The sequence below is a fragment of the Paenibacillus sp. NRS-1760 genome (genome assembly GCF_050467785.1).
Taxonomy (GTDB): Bacteria; Bacillota; Bacilli; order Paenibacillales; family Paenibacillaceae; genus Pristimantibacillus.
Genome location: NZ_JBITPK010000013.1, coordinates 33,327 through 53,362, shown reverse-complemented (window position 1 = coordinate 53,362; position 20,036 = coordinate 33,327). Strand labels below are relative to the sequence as shown.

At 44.0% G+C, this 20,036-nt stretch carries 14 protein-coding genes; 3 read left to right on the top strand and 11 right to left on the bottom strand.

The annotated features are described in order from the left end of the window. Positions 1–76 precede the first annotated feature (76 nt). The 3 genes from ACIFSR_RS15890 to ACIFSR_RS15880 are packed head-to-tail and all read left to right on the top strand — an operon-like array spanning position 77 to position 3,671. The gene (locus ACIFSR_RS15890) at positions 77–979 is read left to right on the top strand and encodes a sugar phosphate isomerase/epimerase family protein (protein ID WP_430058219.1); all 903 of its coding nucleotides are present in this window, start codon (positions 77–79) and stop codon (positions 977–979) included. Beyond that, a complete protein-coding gene (locus tag ACIFSR_RS15885; protein ID WP_430058217.1) occupies positions 882–2,198 on the top strand; it encodes a carbohydrate kinase family protein in 1,317 nt (438 codons plus the stop codon). Before ACIFSR_RS15890 ends, ACIFSR_RS15885 begins: the two co-directional genes overlap by 98 nt. A gap of 33 nt (positions 2,199–2,231) precedes the next feature. Then, positions 2,232–3,671, top strand: coding sequence for an L-fucose/L-arabinose isomerase family protein (locus tag ACIFSR_RS15880; protein WP_430058214.1), 1,440 nt, complete (start codon positions 2,232–2,234; stop codon positions 3,669–3,671). Between the two features lie 311 nt (positions 3,672–3,982). Here the strand turns inward: ACIFSR_RS15880 and ACIFSR_RS15875 are convergent, their stop codons facing one another. The 11 genes from ACIFSR_RS15875 to ACIFSR_RS15825 form a co-directional block, all read right to left on the bottom strand. Continuing rightward, positions 3,983–5,950, bottom strand: a complete 1,968-nt coding sequence (locus ACIFSR_RS15875; protein ID WP_430058212.1) for a glycoside hydrolase family 127 protein — start codon at positions 5,948–5,950, stop codon at positions 3,983–3,985. Positions 5,951–6,006: 56 nt separating this feature from the next. Then, positions 6,007–6,777, bottom strand: coding sequence for an alpha/beta hydrolase (locus ACIFSR_RS15870; RefSeq protein ID WP_430058210.1), 771 nt, complete (start codon positions 6,775–6,777; stop codon positions 6,007–6,009). After that, positions 6,752–7,666: a glycoside hydrolase family 130 protein gene (locus ACIFSR_RS15865; protein WP_430058207.1), complete on the bottom strand. Its 915-nt coding sequence runs from the start codon at positions 7,664–7,666 to the stop codon at positions 6,752–6,754. Before ACIFSR_RS15865 ends, ACIFSR_RS15870 begins: the two co-directional genes overlap by 26 nt. 15 nt (positions 7,667–7,681) lie before the next feature. Continuing rightward, complete coding sequence (locus ACIFSR_RS15860; protein ID WP_430058205.1) at positions 7,682–8,494, bottom strand: carbohydrate ABC transporter permease; 813 nt, start codon at positions 8,492–8,494, stop codon at positions 7,682–7,684. Then, positions 8,491–9,432, bottom strand: a complete 942-nt coding sequence (locus tag ACIFSR_RS15855; protein ID WP_430058203.1) for a carbohydrate ABC transporter permease — start codon at positions 9,430–9,432, stop codon at positions 8,491–8,493. Before ACIFSR_RS15855 ends, ACIFSR_RS15860 begins: the two co-directional genes overlap by 4 nt. A 27-nt stretch (positions 9,433–9,459) precedes the next feature. Then, complete coding sequence (locus tag ACIFSR_RS15850) at positions 9,460–10,764, bottom strand: ABC transporter substrate-binding protein (protein ID WP_430058200.1); 1,305 nt, start codon at positions 10,762–10,764, stop codon at positions 9,460–9,462. Positions 10,765–10,904: 140 nt separating this feature from the next. Continuing rightward, positions 10,905–11,639 carry a response regulator transcription factor gene (locus tag ACIFSR_RS15845; protein ID WP_430058198.1) on the bottom strand — a complete coding sequence of 245 codons (735 nt, stop codon included), beginning with the start codon at positions 11,637–11,639 and terminating at the stop codon, positions 10,905–10,907. A 42-nt stretch (positions 11,640–11,681) separates the two neighbouring features. After that, positions 11,682–13,466, bottom strand: a complete 1,785-nt coding sequence (locus ACIFSR_RS15840) for a cache domain-containing sensor histidine kinase (protein ID WP_430058196.1) — start codon at positions 13,464–13,466, stop codon at positions 11,682–11,684. A 115-nt stretch (positions 13,467–13,581) separates the two neighbouring features. Further along, positions 13,582–15,117, bottom strand: a complete 1,536-nt coding sequence (locus ACIFSR_RS15835; protein WP_430058193.1) for an ADP-ribosylglycohydrolase family protein — start codon at positions 15,115–15,117, stop codon at positions 13,582–13,584. Between the two features lie 80 nt (positions 15,118–15,197). Continuing rightward, complete coding sequence (locus tag ACIFSR_RS15830) at positions 15,198–16,838, bottom strand: S-layer homology domain-containing protein (protein WP_430058190.1); 1,641 nt, start codon at positions 16,836–16,838, stop codon at positions 15,198–15,200. A gap of 64 nt (positions 16,839–16,902) precedes the next feature. Continuing rightward, complete coding sequence (locus tag ACIFSR_RS15825) at positions 16,903–20,034, bottom strand: carbohydrate binding domain-containing protein (protein ID WP_430058187.1); 3,132 nt, start codon at positions 20,032–20,034, stop codon at positions 16,903–16,905. Positions 20,035–20,036 lie beyond the last annotated feature (2 nt).

The following is a 20,036-nucleotide window of genomic DNA, read 5'->3' as shown; positions in this document are numbered from 1 at the left end:
TTGACATCGCTTTCAATATAACATATATTAATCTACATTAACGTTAATGTAGATTAATAATGAAGGAGACCTCTTTATGACTCTTAATTTAAAACTAGGCATTAATATGGGGTTTGCGAATAACAAGTACCCTGAACCCAAAGTATGGACACGAATTGTCGCCGAAGAAATGGGACTTAAATATGTCCAATTTGTCGCCGACCTCCTTAACGTCTACCTCCCTGATGACATTATTAAAGATCAGACGGAGCAAATTATTGAGAACGCAGATAAATATGGGCTTTCGATAACGAGCAGCTTCCTCAGTTCTTTCACTAGAGTCAATCATTTTATGCATCCCGATGCCAAGCAGCGCAAGGCATGGCTGGATTGGTTCAAGAAATTTGCTGTTATTTCCTCAAGAATGGGAGCCAAAATGACTGGAGGGCATCCAGGTATACTCACCTTCAATGACTACGATGATCCTGCACGCAGAGAAGAGAGAACAGCTGAAGGCATCAAATATTGGCAAGAGCTCAGCTGGTTCTGCCGAGACCTCGGCATGAATTGCATGATCTTCGAGCCGATGTCCATTCCACGTGAGTTTGCAAATACCGTTGAGGAAACAAGGGAGCTGCTCGCAAGGTTGAACAATGGAGCTGGTCTTCCTTTTAAACTTTGTCTTGATCCCGGTCATGCCCCGCATCCGAACGATCGCGATCCGTATCGTTGGATCCGAGAACTGGGAAGCGAATCCCCCATTATTCACCTCCAGCAAACAGAGGCTGGACACAGTCGTCATTGGCCATTCACGAAAGCATACAACGAAATAGGTATTATTCACGCGAATAAAGTCATTGAAGCCCTGGAAGCATCCGGTGCCACTGAAGCGGAACTGATTTTTGAAATTTATCATCGCGAAGCATGGTCATCTGAATTCGACATTATTCCTGACCATCAAGAATCAGTTGCTTACTGGCGGAAATATGTCACGCAATAAGGAGTTTACCGAGAAGGTAGACGTCATCGTGTGCGGACATATTTCGGTAGATATTATACCTAGGTTCCTCTCTGCAATGCCCAGCAACAGCCATCTGACACCAGGCACTCTCGTAGAGGTCGGAGAAGCAGAATATTGCACAGGCGGGGCTGTGTCGAATACAGGTATTGCCTTACATCAGCTTGGGACAAACGCGCGTCTCATCGGAAAAGTCAGTGACGATTTTTTCGGAAGCTTGACCCTTAATCTGCTCAAAGACATTGATGCCTCACTTGCTGACAACATTACTCAGGTAGCAGGAGAAACTAGCTCTTATACGATAGTCATCAACCCACCAGGAATAGACCGTATCTTCCTGCACTGCCCTGGAACAAACGATACGTTCTCCGAGCATGATATCGATTGGGACCAAGTAAGCGGTGCTCGCCATTTTCATTTCGGTTATCCCCCATTAATGAAAAGCATGTACGCCGATGGTGGCGATCAATTGTCCAGCATTCTACGAACGGCCAAGGCGAAAGGAATGATTGTTTCTCTAGATATGGCGATGCCAGGTAAAGGGGCGGATGCTTTATCAGCAGATTGGATTGGTATATTGAATAAATGCCTTCCTTATGTCGATGTTTTCATGCCTAGTCTGGAAGAAATGTTAATGATGATTAATCGTGACCAGTATGAAAAATACCTTCAGCTAGGTGGAGATTTATGCGAGGTAGTGCCTGAGGAGACAATTCAGGAACTTGCAGAGGGACTTCTCCAAATGGGCTGCGGAATGGTCATACTCAAGCTCGGCGCATCGGGATTATATTTGCGCAGTTCCCAAAAGCTCCTGTTGCATTTTACAAGCCAATTGGGCCAGGACATCCGCGAGCAATGGAGAAATCGTGAGCTATGGGCACCTTGCTTTCGTACAAATGTCATAGGCACGACAGGTGCCGGAGACTGTACAATTGCCGGTTTTATACAAGGTCTTCTCCTTCAGCTTGGACCCATAGCTACGATGATCGGATCCGTTGCAGTCGGAGCCTACAGCGTAGAACACCTTGGTGCGACAGGCGGCATCCAGCCATGGGAAACAATTCAAAACAGAATCAGTTCGGGCTGGGAGCGGCTTCCTATCGGTAGACCTTTAAAAGGTTGGTATTGGAGAGAACAAGAAGGCATATGGGAAGGGCCGGCAGACAAACAAACAAACAAACAAACAACGAATAACCAATAATATTGGGGCTACCCCTATAGGAGGATACAAGCGATGGCACGGAAAGAAATAAAACGAACGAAGCTTGGGGTTATTGTAGGCAATCGCGGATTTTTCCCTGGTCACCTCTGTGACACAGGACGTGTGGAGATACTGCGCGTGCTGGAAGAAGAAGGCATCGATGTCGTCATTTTGGACATTAATGAAACCAAGAACGGTGCGGTTATGACCTTGGAGGATGCCAAAGTTTGCGGGAATTTATTTAAAGCTAACCGCGACCAAATCGATGGTATTCTCATCACATTACCTAACTTTGGTGATGAGAAGGCTGTTGCGAACACGATCCGTTACTCGGGTCTGAACGTACCCATCCTCGTCCATGCCTTCAGTGACAATATTACTTTAATGGGCATCCAAGATCGACGCGACAGTTTCTGTGGTAAAATGTCGGTCTGCAATAACCTGAAGCAGTACGGCATTCCGTTCACATTGACAACTCTACATACCGTAGCTCCGGGTAGCGATAGCTTTCGAATCGATTTGCGCCGCTTCGCAGCTACCTGCCGTGTAGTCCAATCGCTTCGCAATGCTCGCCTTGGTTCTATTGGTGCCCGGCCAGCCTCTTTCAATACCGTCCGTTATAGCGAGAAGCTGCTAGAACGTTCTGGTATTACAATTGAGACATTGGATCTATCTGAAGTATTCGGACGAGCAGGCAAACGCAAAGAAAATGATCCCGCAGTGAAACGTAAACTAGAAGAAATCGCAGCTTATGTCGATGTGAAGGGATTTCCACAGTCTAATTTGGTTCGTATGGCGACTCTCGGTGTTGTCGTTGAGGAATGGATTGACGATAACGACCTATCGGGAGCAGCTCTGCAATGCTGGACTTCCATGGAAGAATATTTCGGTGTCGTGCCTTGTACCATCATGAGCATGCTGAGCAGCAGCCTGATTCCAAGTGCTTGCGAAGTAGACATTACAGGTCTTGTCGGTATGTATGCGCTTCAGCAAGCATCAGGCAGACCTAGCGCACTGCTGGACTGGAACAACAATTATGGGGAAGATCCAAACAAAGGCGTTGTATTCCACTGCAGTAATTTGCCTAAGGAAGTCTTCGAGGAAATTCATATGGATTACCACGAGATTCTATCAGGCACGGTCGGCAGGGAAAATACGCTTGGTACGATCCAAGGGCGAATTAAAGCAAGTACCTTCACGTACTGCGGCATTGCAACCGATGACTTAAACGGCGGTATTGCAGCCTATACGGGCGAAGGGAAATTTACGCGTGATCCACTGCTGACGTTCGGAGGATACGGCGTTGTCCAAGTACCGAAATTCCAGAAGCTGCTTCGTTATATTTGCGAAAATGGCTTTGAACACCATGTATCATCCAGTATGTCAAGCGTTGCTGATTCTATGGAGGAAGCGTTTGGCAAGTATATGGGCTGGAAAACCTACCGTCATGGAGAGGCTCGTCACGATCACTAGCCTACAGCACTACGCTTTTATGATCAGTTACGTATCGCAACTCCACAAGATACAAACACCACTCATAGTTAAACAGAAAAATGCAGCTTTCCTCCCTATGAGGTTAGCTGCATTTTATTTCGCATATGGAAAAACCTTGTTCACTATCCATAACTAAAGAAATATCTATCTCCGTTCCTACTACACCATTTCATAGTAAAAATCCACATTAAATCTCGGCTGATTCCAAGGTTTAATGTGGATCATTCATAAAGCACTTTAATTTAAGCTAGTGGTTATAGACAACAGCAGGTTAATTGACTCTAATGAAGTCATTGTTTTGACTCCGTTCTACCGACTTTCGTCCATTTCAGCGTATCATTAATCCAAACTGCCATGCTTCCCGGCTCACGATTAGCCCATGCATAGTAAGGTATGGCTTTAATGTCCACCGCTTCCTCCTGCCATTCGCAGCTCTGAATGTCTGCATACAACCGCGTCTGCCAGAATTGCTCCCTATGCGTGGATTCTGCTTTTCTTATAACACTTCCAGATCCTTTTATGACAGTCACCCCGCCGAGAAAATCGGAAACATGTTCCACGCTAAACTCAGAATTTCGAGTCAAAGCCAGATCTCTTACATCATGACCATGGTCAGCCCCCTCTAAGCAATACACAAGCGGCCCTCGCACCAATGCCGTTTTCTCACGGTTGCTCTCCACATTGGGGTGTGATTCCACCTGTTTGACCTTCATCTCAAGCATAAGTTCGATGATGTCCCCTTCTTGCCATTGCCGATCAATTTTTGCGTAGCCTTTATTAGTACATAGAGGAATCGAATAGCCATTCACCCGAATTGCCGCTTGATCACACCAGCTCGGTATCCGTAGCTTTAAAGTAAATGACGTTGGGGCCTCAGGATTTATAGTAAGCTTTGTCATTCCATTCCAAGGATATTGTGTCTCCTGCTTCAGTTTTACAGTATTTCCTTCGATGTTTAGTTTCATCTCACTGCCGATATACAAATTCACATAACAATCGTTATCTTTAATTCCGTAAATGTACTCACCGATCTTAGGAATAAACCTTGTCAAATTAGGCGGACAGCATGCACAGCTAAATGTAGGCTGGCGTCGATGACTTCCTTCGTTCTCGAGTGGATTCGTATAAAAAAATGCTTTTCCATCCAAAGATATTCCTGCCAAAAGCGCATTATAAAGAACCCTCTCCAATACATCCGCATACTGCGCATCCGCAAACAGGAAATTCATTCGGCTGCTCCAGAACACCAAGCCGATAGAAGCGCAAGTTTCACAGTAAGCTTCGTCATTCGGCAAGTTATAATCTGTCGAGAACCCTTCCCACCGCCATACGTTATCCCCAATACCGCCTGTAATGTACATTCTCTTATTCACCATATTCGACCACAAGCGATGCAAAGCTTCCGCATACTCCGCGTCATTGTTCATTCCGGCAATATCCGTTACCGCAGCATACAAATAGGCTGCTCTCACCGCATGACCTTCAATCGTATCTTGTTCTTTAACAGGCAAATGTGCCTGCATATACTTGGCTATTCCGTACTCTCTGAAGGGAAGGGCTCCTCTTTCACGAGGAACGCCTTCAAGTGCCGACCAACCGTTATACATTTGCTCTTCAGCTTCAGGATTGCCTCTCATCTCAATAAAGAACTCCGCCAGCTGCTTATATCTTCGTTCGCCTGTAAGCTCGAATAATTTGATTAGGCCAAGCTCTATCTCTTCGTGCCCTTCATAAACAAGACGTTTATCTACGCCAAAGATCGCATCAATTAAATCCGCAAACCGACAAGCCGCTGTTAACAATTTTTTACTGCCGGTTGCTTCAAAGTGTGCAACGGACGCTTCGAAAAAAGTGCCCGCCGTGTAAAGCTCATGTCCGAATAGCAGATCGCTCCATCGCTGTTCCGGAGCAACCGTTATGATATAAGAATTCAAATAACCGTCCGGTTGCTGCATGGCGATAATTTTGTCAACAACTTCGTCTATCAGAGCTAGAACATCAGGAGACTGACACTCCTTATAGATCCAGCACGCACCTTCCAGCATCGTATAAAATATGCCATCGTTGAAGATCGCCCCTTCATAAGCACTCTTCAAGCTGCCAGAAGCTCTGTCAAAGTTTCGAAAAAAACCGTCTTCCCTAAATTTGTCCCATAAATGCGGCAGTGTATGCTCACGCATACTGGTCATTCTCTCAGACCAGAAAGCATCATTGATAGACACCTGATCGTAAGGAATTTTGTTCACTCTCTTAAACATACGAATTCGTCTCCTGACTTTGGCAGCTATTATTATTATTATTATTATGTTTTCATTTAAGCTGATGGAATGAACTTCCTAATCTTCAACCACTCAACGCATGAAGATTTCCATGCTCCAACATGGTCATTCTTAGTCGCTAATCCCATTCCGTGCGGGCCACTCTCGTAAATATGCAAATCAAATGGAATCTTATGTTTACTGAGCGCGAGCGCAAACAACAAGCTATTCTCTACGGGAACAGCCTGGTCGTCAGCTGTATGCCATAGAAATGCTGGCGGAGTCTGGCTTGTGACCTGCAATTCAGAGGATAAATGCCTCTTCAACGCTTCATCGGGACTAGCTCCGAGAAGATTAATCATTGAAGGATCATTACGATATTCGCCAAAGCTGATTACGGGATAGCAAGCAATAATCAAATCCGGACGACAACTTGTCTGTGCAACAGCTTCGTCATCGCAAGGTAATCGCAAATCAAACTGAGTGGCTGCCATTGATGCTAGATGTCCACCTGCCGAGAAACCGAGCACACCTACACGATTAGGATCTATATTCCAACTCCCGGCTTGTTCGCGAACATGTCGGATGGCTTGCTGCACATCATATAATGAAGCCGGATGCTTATGTGGTGACACGCGGTATTCCAGAACAAAAGCGGAAATACCTAGTGTATTGAGCCAATGGGCTATTGGCTCACCCTCGTATTCTGCTAATCCCTCATAAGCACCGCCAGGGCAAATGATGATGGCTCCTATTGGATGATTGGCGGCTGCTATATAGGGATGCAATTGAGCCTCCAAATTAAACGCAGGCTGAGATAATTTCATCGAGTCGCCCCTCTGCGAGTCCAATATTCGTATCCGCTGCGCCGTAGTAAATCTTGACCATACCATCTTCCTCAACGATCGCATTGCAAGTAAATACGACGTTCGCCACCCTACCTTTCATTTCATAGTCATGCTCAGGCCATAATATATAGTCCCTCGTATAGCCAATGACGCAGGAAGGATCTTCAAGATCGAGCAAACAAGCTTTTAGCCGGTAAATAAATCCATTACAAGTTTGCGATACGGTATGGTAAATCTCAAGCCAGCCCTTGTCAGTCTTGATTGGAACAGCGCCTGCTCCCATCTTGTATCCGTCCCGGAATGGCTTGCCTTCATAGACAAGTGGTTTGCTTTTTCCCCAAAATACAAGATCGGGAGAATAGCTGACCCACATATAAGAGGGGTTCAATTCATTTCCGAAAGGACGATCGAAACGTACGTAAAGATTATCCCGCTTCTCGGGAAATAACACGCCGTTCCGATTACCAAGCTCGCTTCCCGTACAAACACGTTCAAAACGGGCAAAGTCGGAAGTTCGCAATATACCGATTCTCACATCATTTTGCGATAAATCACTGGCATATAAAATAATAAATTCGTTCTCGCTTATTTGTGTAATCCTCGGATCATACGTACAGGTTTCTGGATGGTCCGGATCGGGAACAGGCCAATTGACTGGCTCAGGGTCTGGAGTAAACTTATACCCATCATGGCTTCTGGCAATCCAAATGCGATGAATGTCATCCAAAGTCGTCACGTCCATCATCATGATGTATTCATCTTTAAATTTAATTGCCCCCGGATTAAACGTGTACAACACTTCTTGCGGCATTTGTGCGGGTGACATAATTGGATTATTCGCATATTTGGTTAGCATTCTAGTTTTCATAATCATTTCCCTTTCTTATTTCACGGCTCCGTTTACTACACCTGAAAAAATATATTTCTGAAGAACTAAATAAAACACAACCATCGGAATCGCTACGAGAATAATAGCCGCCGACTGCATCGTCCAAGACGAGCCATAGCTATTCGAGAACCTCATCAGTTCCGTGGTAACAACACCTAGACTCTGCGAAGGCATATACAAATACGGTGAATATAGATCATTATAAATACTGATCGTGCGCAAAATCATAATGGTCGCTGTTGCTGGCGTCAGGAGTGGAAATATAATTGAACGATAAATTCGGAACAAGGATGCTCCTTCTAAATAAGCGCTCTCATCCAGTTCATAAGGGATATTTTTAATAAATTGCAAATAAATATAGATTTGCACAACATCTGCGCCGAGTGATAGAAGCACCATGGAATAGTGAGTATTAAACAAACCCAAATTTTTAATAATTCCGAAGGTCGCTACCTGAGTTGTGATTCCGGGTATGACAAGCGCACCAGCATATGCCCCAAGAATTAATGACCTTAATTTGAACTGAAATCTACCCAGTGCATAAGCTACCATCGTGCCTAATAAGATATTTCCAGCTAAAGAAAGAATGATAATATACGAAATATTAAAGTACGAGCGCAGGAAGTTACCCTTTTGCAAAACATTTGCAAAATTATCAAAATTAAAGAAGCTGCCTGGAAGTGCATACCCGGCTGATAAGGCGAACTCTGTCGGAGTCTTGAACGCCGCAACAAGCACGATATAGGGCGGAAACAGGATGCACAATGCAGCAATAAAAAGACTGATATATTTAAGCGTACGAATCATTTCTCATCCCTCCCGAAGAGCAACCATCTTTGAGCAAGAACTAAAATGATGGTAATAATCATTAACAGAACGCCCATTGCCGAAGCTAGACCGAAATCACTGTAACGGAAAGAGGTCAGAAGCGTATTCGTTACAAAAGTATCACTCATACCAAGCGGCGAACCAGATGGGAAAATGACAAACGGAAATTCAAAGGCAGCTAAAGCTCCATTCAGGTTAAGAAAAAAGCATAATTCCAAAATTCTTCTTAAGCTAGGCAATGTAATGAACCGGAACGCCTGAAATCCGTTTGCTCCGTCTATGCTCGCGGCTTCATAAATATCATTCGGAATCGATTGAAGCGCTCCTATAATGATAACCATCATAAAACCCATGTACTTCCACGTTGACATAAAAGCCAGCGAATAGTTGATAATCTTCGGATCACTCAGCCAGTTCATCGATAAAGACCCAAGACCGATCTCCTTCAACACGACGTTTAGGGCACCGACTTCATTGTTCAACAGAAAGGTAAACATGAAAGCGATGGCCACGCTATTAATGATATATGGCGAGAACAGGATCGCACGAAAGATATTTCTTCCACGAAGCTTACTGTTTAGAATGACAGCGAAGTAAAGAGATAACCCGATTTGCACAAAGCCTACAAAAAAGTAGATTAGGTTATGGCTAAAGATTTCGAAATACTTGGGATCACTAAACACTCGAATATAGTTATCTAAACCTACTCCTGTTTTTATTGATGAAATACCATTCCAATTCGTAAAACTTATCGTAATTAAACTGAATGCAGGGTAATATGTGAATACACCTAGCAGCAGCAATGGAATAATCAGAAACGACCACAGAATAATAATCTTCTGCATTCGTAACGATAGAATAGCCATATTCAGCAGCCTTTCTGGCTTATTTGGAGAACAGTTGATTGCGTATTGCAAAGCCCCTGCTCTCCAATAATCCCATTATTATTTTCTTGCATCTGCCCATTTTTTATTGTATTTATCCAATATAGGCTGAATATTGCTGTCCTTGTTCAACATCACTTCTTGTAGAATCGTTGGATTCGTAATTTGTGATTTGTTCAAAATTTGGTTGTAACGATCCGGCGGAGGCAATACAGTAACGATGCGCGGCCCGTTAGCAAGGAATTCGGCAAGCGGGCCATTATTCGATTTCATATCTTTAAGCGCAGGAATCATGCCTGTATAGTCCTGATAACCCGACTCCTCTATCCAAAATTTGTAGAAAGCTTTGGCTGTCTCCATATTTTTGCTTTTCTTATTAATGACTACATTCCAGCCTGGAGTCATCATAGTGACGGGCGCTCCAGAATTATCAATAGGCAACGGGAAAAACCCAATATCTTCTGCTGGAGTACCCTCTAGAGCTGCCAATCCGTAGTTAGCCAAATAAAGCATTCCCACTTTACCAGAAGCCATCTGCTTTCTCAGAATATCCCAATCGCTGGAAAGTAGATCTTTCTCAAAGTACCCTTTATCGACTAAATCCCTTACAAAATTAAATCCTTTTACTAATGGACTTTCTTGATTATACGGGGCATCCTCGTTAACCATTTGCTCAAACATCGCATTGGAATCCGCTGTATTTGCAAAGGCTACTGTCTCCCATGTGCCAAGCGGCCAATTGCTTTTCAGCATGCTTCCCATCGGAAGAATCCCTTTGGCTTTTAGTTTTTCCAATGCAGCTAGCAGCTCGTCATAGGTTTTAGGAGCGGCGTCAATACCGGCTGCAGCAAATGTTTTCTTATTGTATAAAACCCCTGTCACGTATACCCCCTCACTTACTGCATACGCTTTTCCTTCATATTCAGATAACGGCAGGTATGTTTTCCCTTCGTAACCAAGGTCGTCAATAGGGGCATAAAACTCCGGCCATAAGTCAGTCGTTGGCGTAATAATCGCATTCATGTACATGACATCCGGTGCCTCATTGGAAGCTAGCCTGATTTTGAGAGTACCTTCATAATCCTTGATAGGTTCGATCACTACTTCTGCTTCTGGATATTTCTCATGGAATTTGTCCGCATATTCTTTGAGCTTCTCATCTACATCCGTGCGGTTGATTGCAAAAGTAATCTTTCCTTTAATCTCACTAGTTGACGGCGTTTCCGATGCTGCTGCAGACTCGGCTGGAGGTGTGCTCTCCTCTGATTGCCCTTTGTTATTGCTTGTATTATTTCCACCACAAGCGGATAACAACGACATAGAAAGAACGACTGCTAATAAACTGCTCATAGATTTTTTTTTCATAAAAATCCCCCTATTTGTCTTATTGCAGCTGAACCATTCGGCCGGATGATATCGCTTACAAATGAAATTGTATCATAGCACTTCCACGACCTTAATGGTCTGTAATTACATTTCCATAGTTACGATTACGCTTTTACAGCTCAGCACTTATTCCGATATTCCAACGGCGTATAGCCGTTCATTTTTTTGAATAGCTTAGTAAAATACGTTGAATCCTGATATCCAATTTGTTCAGCTACTTCATATACCTTTAGTTCAGTCTGCTCCATAAGAAGCTGTTTCGCTTTCAGCATCCGGACATCAATTAAATATCCAGTAAGGCTTTCCCCCGTCTCCAGCTTAAATAAGCGAGATAAATAATTCGGGTTCAAATGTACGAGTTCTGCGATAGCGACCATGTCCAAATCCAAATGATAATGATCCGTTATCCAGCTTTTAACGACCCTAATCGCCTTCTTCTCATCACCATTTACTGCTGCCGCTTTAATTGGCGGCTGCTTGGCCTGAAGAACAGCAGACAGCTTCTCATCGAGCTCATCAGGATCAACCGGCTTTAGGAGATAATCAATTACACCGTAGCGCATGGCTGTCCTTGCATAATCGAAATCCGAGAAGCCGCTAATAATAAGACATGACAAATCCGGATGATGGATCTTAATTTCCTGAATGAGCTCCAAACCATCCATAAATGGCATTTTGATATCAGTAATAAGCAGATCGATCTTTCCCGGATGCATAGCATTTATCGCATTTATTGCTTCTTGGCCGTTGTTGTAGGCAGCTTCTACATGATAGTTTGCATTCATTTCACCTATAAGCTTGGTCATTCCTTTTAAAATGGCTGCCTCATCATCCACAATTGCAATATTCAGCATACTGCTCTCCCCTTTCTAGATGAAAACATTACTCCAATAGATTCAACTCTCGATAAAAGGAAGCTTCAATTGTACCATTGCACCTTTCCCTAGCTCACTGTAAACAAACAAGCCGTACTTGGCCCCGAAGTGAAGCTTTATACGTTCATTCACATTTTTTAGTCCGATTCCACTACCCGTAACCCTATTTCCGCTCTCATTCGCATTGCCTAACTGAATACGGTTGTTCAATTGGCTTACCAACTCGGGCGACATGCCAATACCATCGTCTTCAAAGGTGAAGTAACAAACATCACCTTCCACCTTGGATGAAATGATAATGGTTCCTTGTCCCGATCTACTCTCCAGGCCATGGAATATAGCATTCTCAACGATAGGCTGAAAGACAAGCTTGATCATCGAATAGTTTTCAAGCTTGCTATCAATATGATTCTGCAAGTGAAAACGATTTTCAAAACGGTAGTTTTGAAGCTTGATATAGTTCGTCAGATGCTCGATTTCCTGTTTTACAGTGACAATTTCTCGTCCTTGAATAATGCTGTACCTCAGCAGCTTCCCGAGGAATAAGGACATTTGAGACACCTCTCTATCCTCATTAAGCAGTGCCTTCATCCTTAAAGTCTCTAAGGTATTATAGATAAAATGAGGGTTGATCTGCGCTTGCAGCGCTTCCATCTCCGCCTCCTGCTTGCGATAAGAGGCTGCTTGTACATCTTTAATTAATTCATCGATCCGTTTGATCATCCGATTAAAATGAAGTCCCAATATACCAACCTCGTCCGAGAATCGGACAGGGAAGCTGACAGTAAAATCCCCTTCCTGCACCTTTTTCATCAACCGAGTTAATGCCCGCAGCGGTTTGGTAACCGCCAAGGAAATGAATACGGAGCTGATCAAGGTAACGAGTAAAATCGCGGAGGTAATAATTAGCGTGGAATTACGAACCTTCGTCGCTTTGCTGAACAATTCCTTTGTTTTCACGTACACATATACTTTCCAACCCAGCTTCTGAGAGGTTAGATAAATAGCATAATATTGCTCGCCTTTCTGATTAATATGGAAATTACCCGAATCCTGTTGTGATTTTTCTATACTTTCCAGATCTGTCCATGAACTCGATATATTCTCGTAAGCGCTATCAAAAATAACGTTATTTTCATTATCGACAATCGTTGTTTTACCGCCCGTAATCTGATCCAGGTGTTTGAAATAAGCTTCTACCGCGCTTAAATCCGTCTCAACCGCGACGAAACCAACAGGCTTATACGTCGTTAAATCAATAATGTCACGAACCATCGTCAGCACATATTTCGTTTTTCCAGAAGCTGTTGTGGCTGCTTGCGTGTTAATTAATACGGCAGAGCCGCTATGGTCCCTTGCAATTTGCTTTAAGCGGTCATAGTGCGTAGCAATCTCCTTATTGTTTCCATCCAGACTATTGCGGTAAAAGGTATTGCCATAGTTATCAAAAATGTAGACCGCATTCGTCCCCTTCTTCATATCGGACATCAAGCGAATAAAAAAATCGATGCGGCTGTCCTTCTCTAATCCATTCTCAGGAGAGGCGATATAGCTCTGAAGCTCGCTGGAGTACATCGGAATCTTCGTAATCATACGCATATCTTCAATATAATCCTCTATTCGATTTAGAACCTCCAAGGACGTTTGTGAAACGTAATCAGCCGTATTTTGTTCAATTGATTTCCTGTAATAGTTATAAGAAACGATCGCGGAGATGGTAATCGGAATTATCAGCATGAAAACAAAGATAATGACAAGCTTCCTGGACATGCCGATACTCAAAAATTTGAATCTGATATTGTGCATCCTGCACCTCGTTTCTATCGGTTAACTGCTAAGCTCATTAAAACATATATTGTGTCCGAAAACATGAAAAAAGCAAGCGAGAACGCTTACTTTTTTCAATATGATCTATCATGTATCAATAGCCGTTATTCATTAGTACGATAGGGATTATCCCTTTGGTAGGGCGGCCGACAGATGTCACTTCTATTAAGAGGTCATATCTCGGTTGTGTGAGGTGATGCCCGGTTACGGTGAACTCGATTTCAGTTGTGCCGATGTTGCAATGATAGTGCTCTAGAGGAAAGCCCAGATGCGACCCCGGTGTTACTTCCCAATCAGCTGGAACATGCCATTTCACCTGAATAAACTGCTGCATGTACAAATTATTTTCAATCATTAGTTTAAAGGTACGAGGCTTCCCTTCACTCACCACTGGTTCCTGCCCATAATACAGGAATGCGTTGAAAATAGAAAAATCATATTTCACCGTAAATGGACTAAGCGTTAACGTGTCCTTGAAGCTTTTGTCTTTCCATGCATTAATATGAACAGGATGGTCTAACAGCTTATCGCCTTCATTCATTTCGATTAGATAACCTTCCCCTGCATGAAGCAGATCGCAAAACTCGGTGCCTAGAAATTCAGGAGCAAGGCGCATCACTCGTTCAGTCAGCTCTCCTACCGTGGAAGGAATTCGTGTCCCTTGATCACATACATTGAGCGTTATGGTCTTGATAGAGTCGCCAATCGGATCGAGCCATTTCGCAGGAAGCCCTTCTTTGCCAAGAATAATGCCCATAATGGACCCGATCGTGGCAGCTGTACAGTCTGCGTCTTCTCCACAATTCGTGGCGATGCAAATACTCTTCTCAAAATCACCTTCCCCGTATAACCAACCGATGATCATAATCCCAACATTGCTAGGAGCATCATAACCGATGGGCCCTACTGGAATATCACCTTCAACTTGAGGCTGTATCGCGGAAGTACTCAGCAGTCCAAAGCTTCCAGGTACCGCCGTTAAGACATTTATCCTTGCTTCTTGCCACGTAGCTCCCGTTTGATAAGAATGAATAGCTGTATGAACGGCCTTCGCAATTCCGGAATCCTCTGGGATATAGGATAGCCCGATGTCTATTAATCGGTAAGTATCCCTTTCTACAAAAGCTGCACTTTCAATTGCTGCGCAGAATACCTCCGCATAGACCCCTTCATGGCTGTGATCTACGATGGCATCCTCATAGGCGTATTTAACGGCAATTTCCGGATGCCCGGGTGCCAGGCAGGCCCAAATCTCGGAACGTATGAACGCACCGTTGCTGTCGCGGTATAGATTATGATTGTAACCCGATAATGGAGGCACGATTCCTGCACGCAAGTTGTTTTTGCCTGCTCCATACTCCCCCATATTAGGAGAGATATAAGAAATCCAATACTCACCTAATATTTGGGCATTCAAAGCGCTTCCATATTTTTCTGCGGCATTCAACCAGATTAGCTGCAAATCCAAATCATCATTTGGCAAAGGCTCCCCATACAGCTCCTGAGTATAAAACGAAACATCGAAAACACCGCGTTTACATTCAAAAGGAGCTCCCAGCGTCCCCCCAATATTTTTCCCTAACCAACAGCCTTCCAACTTACTTTTATATTCCTGAAAACTTAGCTTCACCGTATCTCCTCCTGATCGTAAAGATGAACAAGTTTATTATATCGAATCCGATTTTCGATCTTAATGGTCTGACATTACATTTATAGTCCTTCAAGTATGGATATTTGGTTCAAGAGATTCATCATTGCCTGGGCCGTTTCCACTCGAAGCGAATTCGCCTTTGGATCAAACACATCTCCTGGTTTACCTCTCATCAAACCCGCGGCTATTGCCATTTCGACTTCTTTGGCTGCCCATTCAGAAACTTCCTCAGCATCATGATAGCCTTCCAGCTCATTCACTGATTGAATAGCTTGCTTGGTTTTCCATTCGAATGCTCTTAGGATAAGGGCGGCCATCTGTTCGCGTGTAATCTTTGCATTGGGGACGAATTTCTCTTTAGAAATTCCGTTAATTAATCCCGCTTCGTAAGCCATTTCCACGTCGCCCGCATACCAGGCCCCAGCTGCAACGTCGGTAAATGCTGAAGAAGCAACAGCTGCGCCTTGTGATTTCATTCCAAGTGCTCGAACTAATAATGAAGTGAATTCGGCTCTTGTCGTGAATGCGTTTGGCTTGAATTCAGCATTCGTTACACCGTTAACGATATGCCTTGCCGCCATGATCTGTATCGTTCGGGATGCCCAGTGAGCAGCAGGAATGTCCTTGAAGGTTTTGTTATACTCCAGCAAAACATATTTGCTCAAATGATCAAGCGATACAGCTACCCTGCCTGTTAGAGCGTCGAGGGTACCGCCCACATAATCCCAACTACTAGCTGCCTCGTTGAAATAATACACACCTAGAAGCTCTCTATCAATTTCTTTGTCCAAGTAAGAGAAAACAAGCTCTACGCCAGACCCCACTTGATCCGCTACTACTTTGCGCCCATCAGGGGAAACAAGTACAATGCTAATATCATAAATCTGTCCGACGATTTTCACGTTAGCATGGTGACGCTGCAGCATCGATTCCGCAATTCTTGTCTCATCTACAATTGGAATGAATTTAACCTTCAACAAGGAATCCTTCACATTCCCCAATTGGTCCCTCAAAGCTTGAATAACTTCCGGCTTAATATTGATCGTCAGAAGTGGCGATTGTACCTTAAGCGGCAGGCTCCCAATTTTACTATTTAGAACAGAAACGGAATTTTGATTGGAATCGACGTTCACTACAGCAATATGATCGATTATTTTCACTGGAGTTGAACCATTGATGTTCGTATTCCCCTGAACGCCTTCACTGCCGCTAGCATCAGAATTAGAGCTTATCTGAATGCTTAATCCAGTTGTGGGGGATTGTACGGCAGATAACAATTGACTATTAATCTCTTTGACAGACGCTAAGGAAATGGCAGCTGTACCGGTTGCAATCGCCTTAAATTTAAATTCACACAACGTGAATGTTCCATTTTCACCCTGTACAGGACCAATCTTCGTGCCCGCAAATTGGATTCGATCCGGATGAACGATAGGATCGATAGCAAAACCGCCAACCCGATCTATGGTTCCCTGTAGCTGCAGGCGGGTTGAATCGTATGTTAGGTTTACTTCATAGCCGTAAAGATCCACGATTTTACTGCCTTCGACTCTAACCGTGAACTCACTGCCAGCTTGAATCGATAGTGTCGAAGGGATTAAAGAATAAGAAGGCAACGGCGATGCTCCTGCTTGATTTGGTACAAAAACCGCTATGGCTAGAGAAATCACTAAGCTTAATAACAGCCACCTATTTTTCATGAATGGACCCCATCCTTTTATGGAAATCGAGAGAGACAGCATCATGGCTGTCTCTCTCATCATTTCAGTTTAATATTAGCTGTGATATAGCAGACATATCCGCTATATCAATCACATGATCTTGATTGTAATCCGCCTTCATGTAGGTACTTTTCCAGTTCGCATCTGCAGACGTTTTCCCATAATAGGAGCCAACTATAGCAAGGTCACCTATACTAATCCTGCTATCGGCATTTAAATCGCCTCGTTTTTGAATATGGACCTTATGAGAAACGCCATCCACTTCAAACTCGTCTCCTTGGCTGTTTGCAACCACAATACCGCTCAAGGCAGTGACTGACTCAGTGATCTGAGTCGAGGGCTTAGCTTTGAACGTGAATTTCAACCAATCTCCGTTAGGTGCAAAACCAGTCCCTTGTGCTGCTGCAATCAATCTTACTTTCCCAGGTTCAACTACCTGACGGCTAAGCACAGCAAATCCTGACTTCAAAGAAATGGCATCGATAAAATCCAGCTTGGCAGGATCGAATGTAATAATCAGATCCTGCGCGTAGATGTTTTCAAACCCATTCACGTTAAAATCTTTCAGCCCATACGTCAGCCCAAATTCTGCCCCGCTGTATACCTGATCGTCACCTACAAGTGTTGATTCATTGCTGGTTTGCGTAACCTTGTTAATAAAGAAATCATCTAAATAGACATCATCCAGCGAACCATCTGACTGAAAGTACATGATTGCGCTGCTAACCGTGCCTGTCCATGTAATATTTTCCACGCCTAAAATTTCAGTAAAATGATCATTGCTTATCATCGTGATAGGTGCCGTATACCATCGTGACCCTGCGCTATCTGTAATATTAAGCGTTACGAATCCCCCAGCAGAGCTGTCAGCGAACTTCGCCCATGTCCCAAAGGAATACGATCCTTGTCCATTCACATTAAGTAAGCTTGTAATGTCTTGATTGGCTCCAGCCCATGTATCCGTACGATTAAAGGCCCAAAGTGAATAATTTCCCGAATGTGCATAAACATTGCTCACATCAATGGACGCCCCTTGCGCCGCCCATGGCGCTATCCCATATTCAAACCCGGGATTAACGAGTTCAGTAATATCGGCTAGTGTTGAAGCGCTTGCCACGTTGGATAGGAGAGATTCATTAGGAATATCGTTCACTGTTTTCATCGCAAAATAATAAAGGCTGTCAGCCGTTAAAAAAGGCACGGTAACGGACTGTGAAGTTCCCGACGATTCAGGGAATGGTCTATTCCCCAGTCTCGTAGCACTTGACCAATTCACATCGGTAATCGGCGAGGTCGAGTAGCGGATATCATAACGATTCGCCGTACCTGTTACCCCATCCCTTCCTGATGCCGTCCAAGCTAATACCGCTTTATTATGATCGATGGAACTTATCACAAGATCTGTAATGGCACCAGGCACCACGGAATCACTTGCAGAATCATGTCCGCCATTCGTAAAAGCTACTGTAGGTGCCCAACTGATCACATCATGGATTGCGCTTGTCCCGCCATTATTAACTTCAAACCGTATAACATCGTTCTGAGTAACAGAGATCGCATCCAAATTCGTCGCGTATCCTGCCAAATCGTCGGATGCGATTAACTGCGCAGCATTACCGGTTGGCCAAATGACTTGACCGTTTTTGGTCACGCGGGCTAGTGCACCGTCACCACCGATTTCATTCTTAAATACTTGCCCTCGGATACTAATCACGCCATTATATGGAGCTGTCCACACGTTAGAGATCCAATGGTCCGCTGAATCGGAAGCGCTTAGATTAAACTGTGAAATATGACCGCCAGCAGTCCCGTACCAGTTCTCCGACAGGTCATACATCAAGCTCGCGTAGCTATTTCCGTCAAATAATTGGTATGACCAGTTTCCTGTGGCTCCTGTCGCTCCAAACTCGTTCGCAGCATTATTGATCTTGCTAGCGGCCGGAATGAAAACATTATTCGATATTTCCGACCATTCGATAAATTTACTTTCATCCATAATAAATTCATTCTCGAAGAATAGGCTGTCTTTTATTGTTCCTGTGGATTGCCCCGTATCGCTCGTTGCCCAAATGGCCCCTGCACCGTTACGAACAAACGTGTTGCCTAACACCTCGTTGTTGCTATTAAAATCCGTACCGAACCTGTCCGGAACGACACAATTACATAGAAGCCACTCCAAAGCTCCACCGAAGTTATTGGCAAAATAATTGCCTCGGAATTTATTGGAGTCATTTTTCCCTTCATTGTCGATAGCCGACTGATCTGTCGATCCCGTATTTGGTGTATTTAAGAAAAGATTATTGGCAATTGTCATATTCTGAGTCCCGAATAGAAAGCTTGCCGTCGTTCCACCACTCTGATTGGCATTGGCAGCTTTGTCTATCCGATTGTCAATCCAATACGAATTTTTTGTACTCATAAATACGAGAGCTTTGGCAGAAATATCATGCAGATCGTTGTTTTTAACTAGTACGTTTTGGAATGTGCTCGTCGGTGCTGCAGAGTTATTGTGCATGACAACAATTCCATAAGAGGTCGTTGGGCCGATCTCGTTATGCGAAATCTCTACATCCTTCACTAGCCACTGCCCTGAAGCCGGAGTAGCCGCGATATCAGCACTTCGGACTTGCACCGCGATCGCATTAGGACCTCCTACCATGCTATGGATATAATTGTTTCGGAAAACAATGCCTTGATGGCCGGTTGTCGAGTACAGAAACTGCGGTCCTATGCCTGCATGACTGAACTCCAAATTGCGAACTTCCCAGTAATCAGCATTCAATAACGTAAGCGTCTTATCCGTCGCGTTGTTGTTGCCACGAATGACAGGACGATCACCTGTGCCGTAGGCATCGACAACTATCCAACTGCTTGGCGTTCCTGTACCTCCCGCAGGCTTGAACTCTTGCGTCCAACTGCCTCCCCGCTCAAGAAAAATTGCGTCACCTGCTGCAAAAGTCTTGGCATTCACATTCGTAAAATCACACCAAGGACCTTCATTCCCAGCCGTGAGCGTTCCGGAGTTCCCCGTGTTCTCATTGCTGCAGGCATTATTACTTACGTAATAATTAGCCGCATACGCAGACGTAGGTGTGCTGAACACCACAACTAGCATTACGATGAAACTAAAACCCATTACATAATAAAAAAATGATGCTGTAAGCTTACTTCTCATCC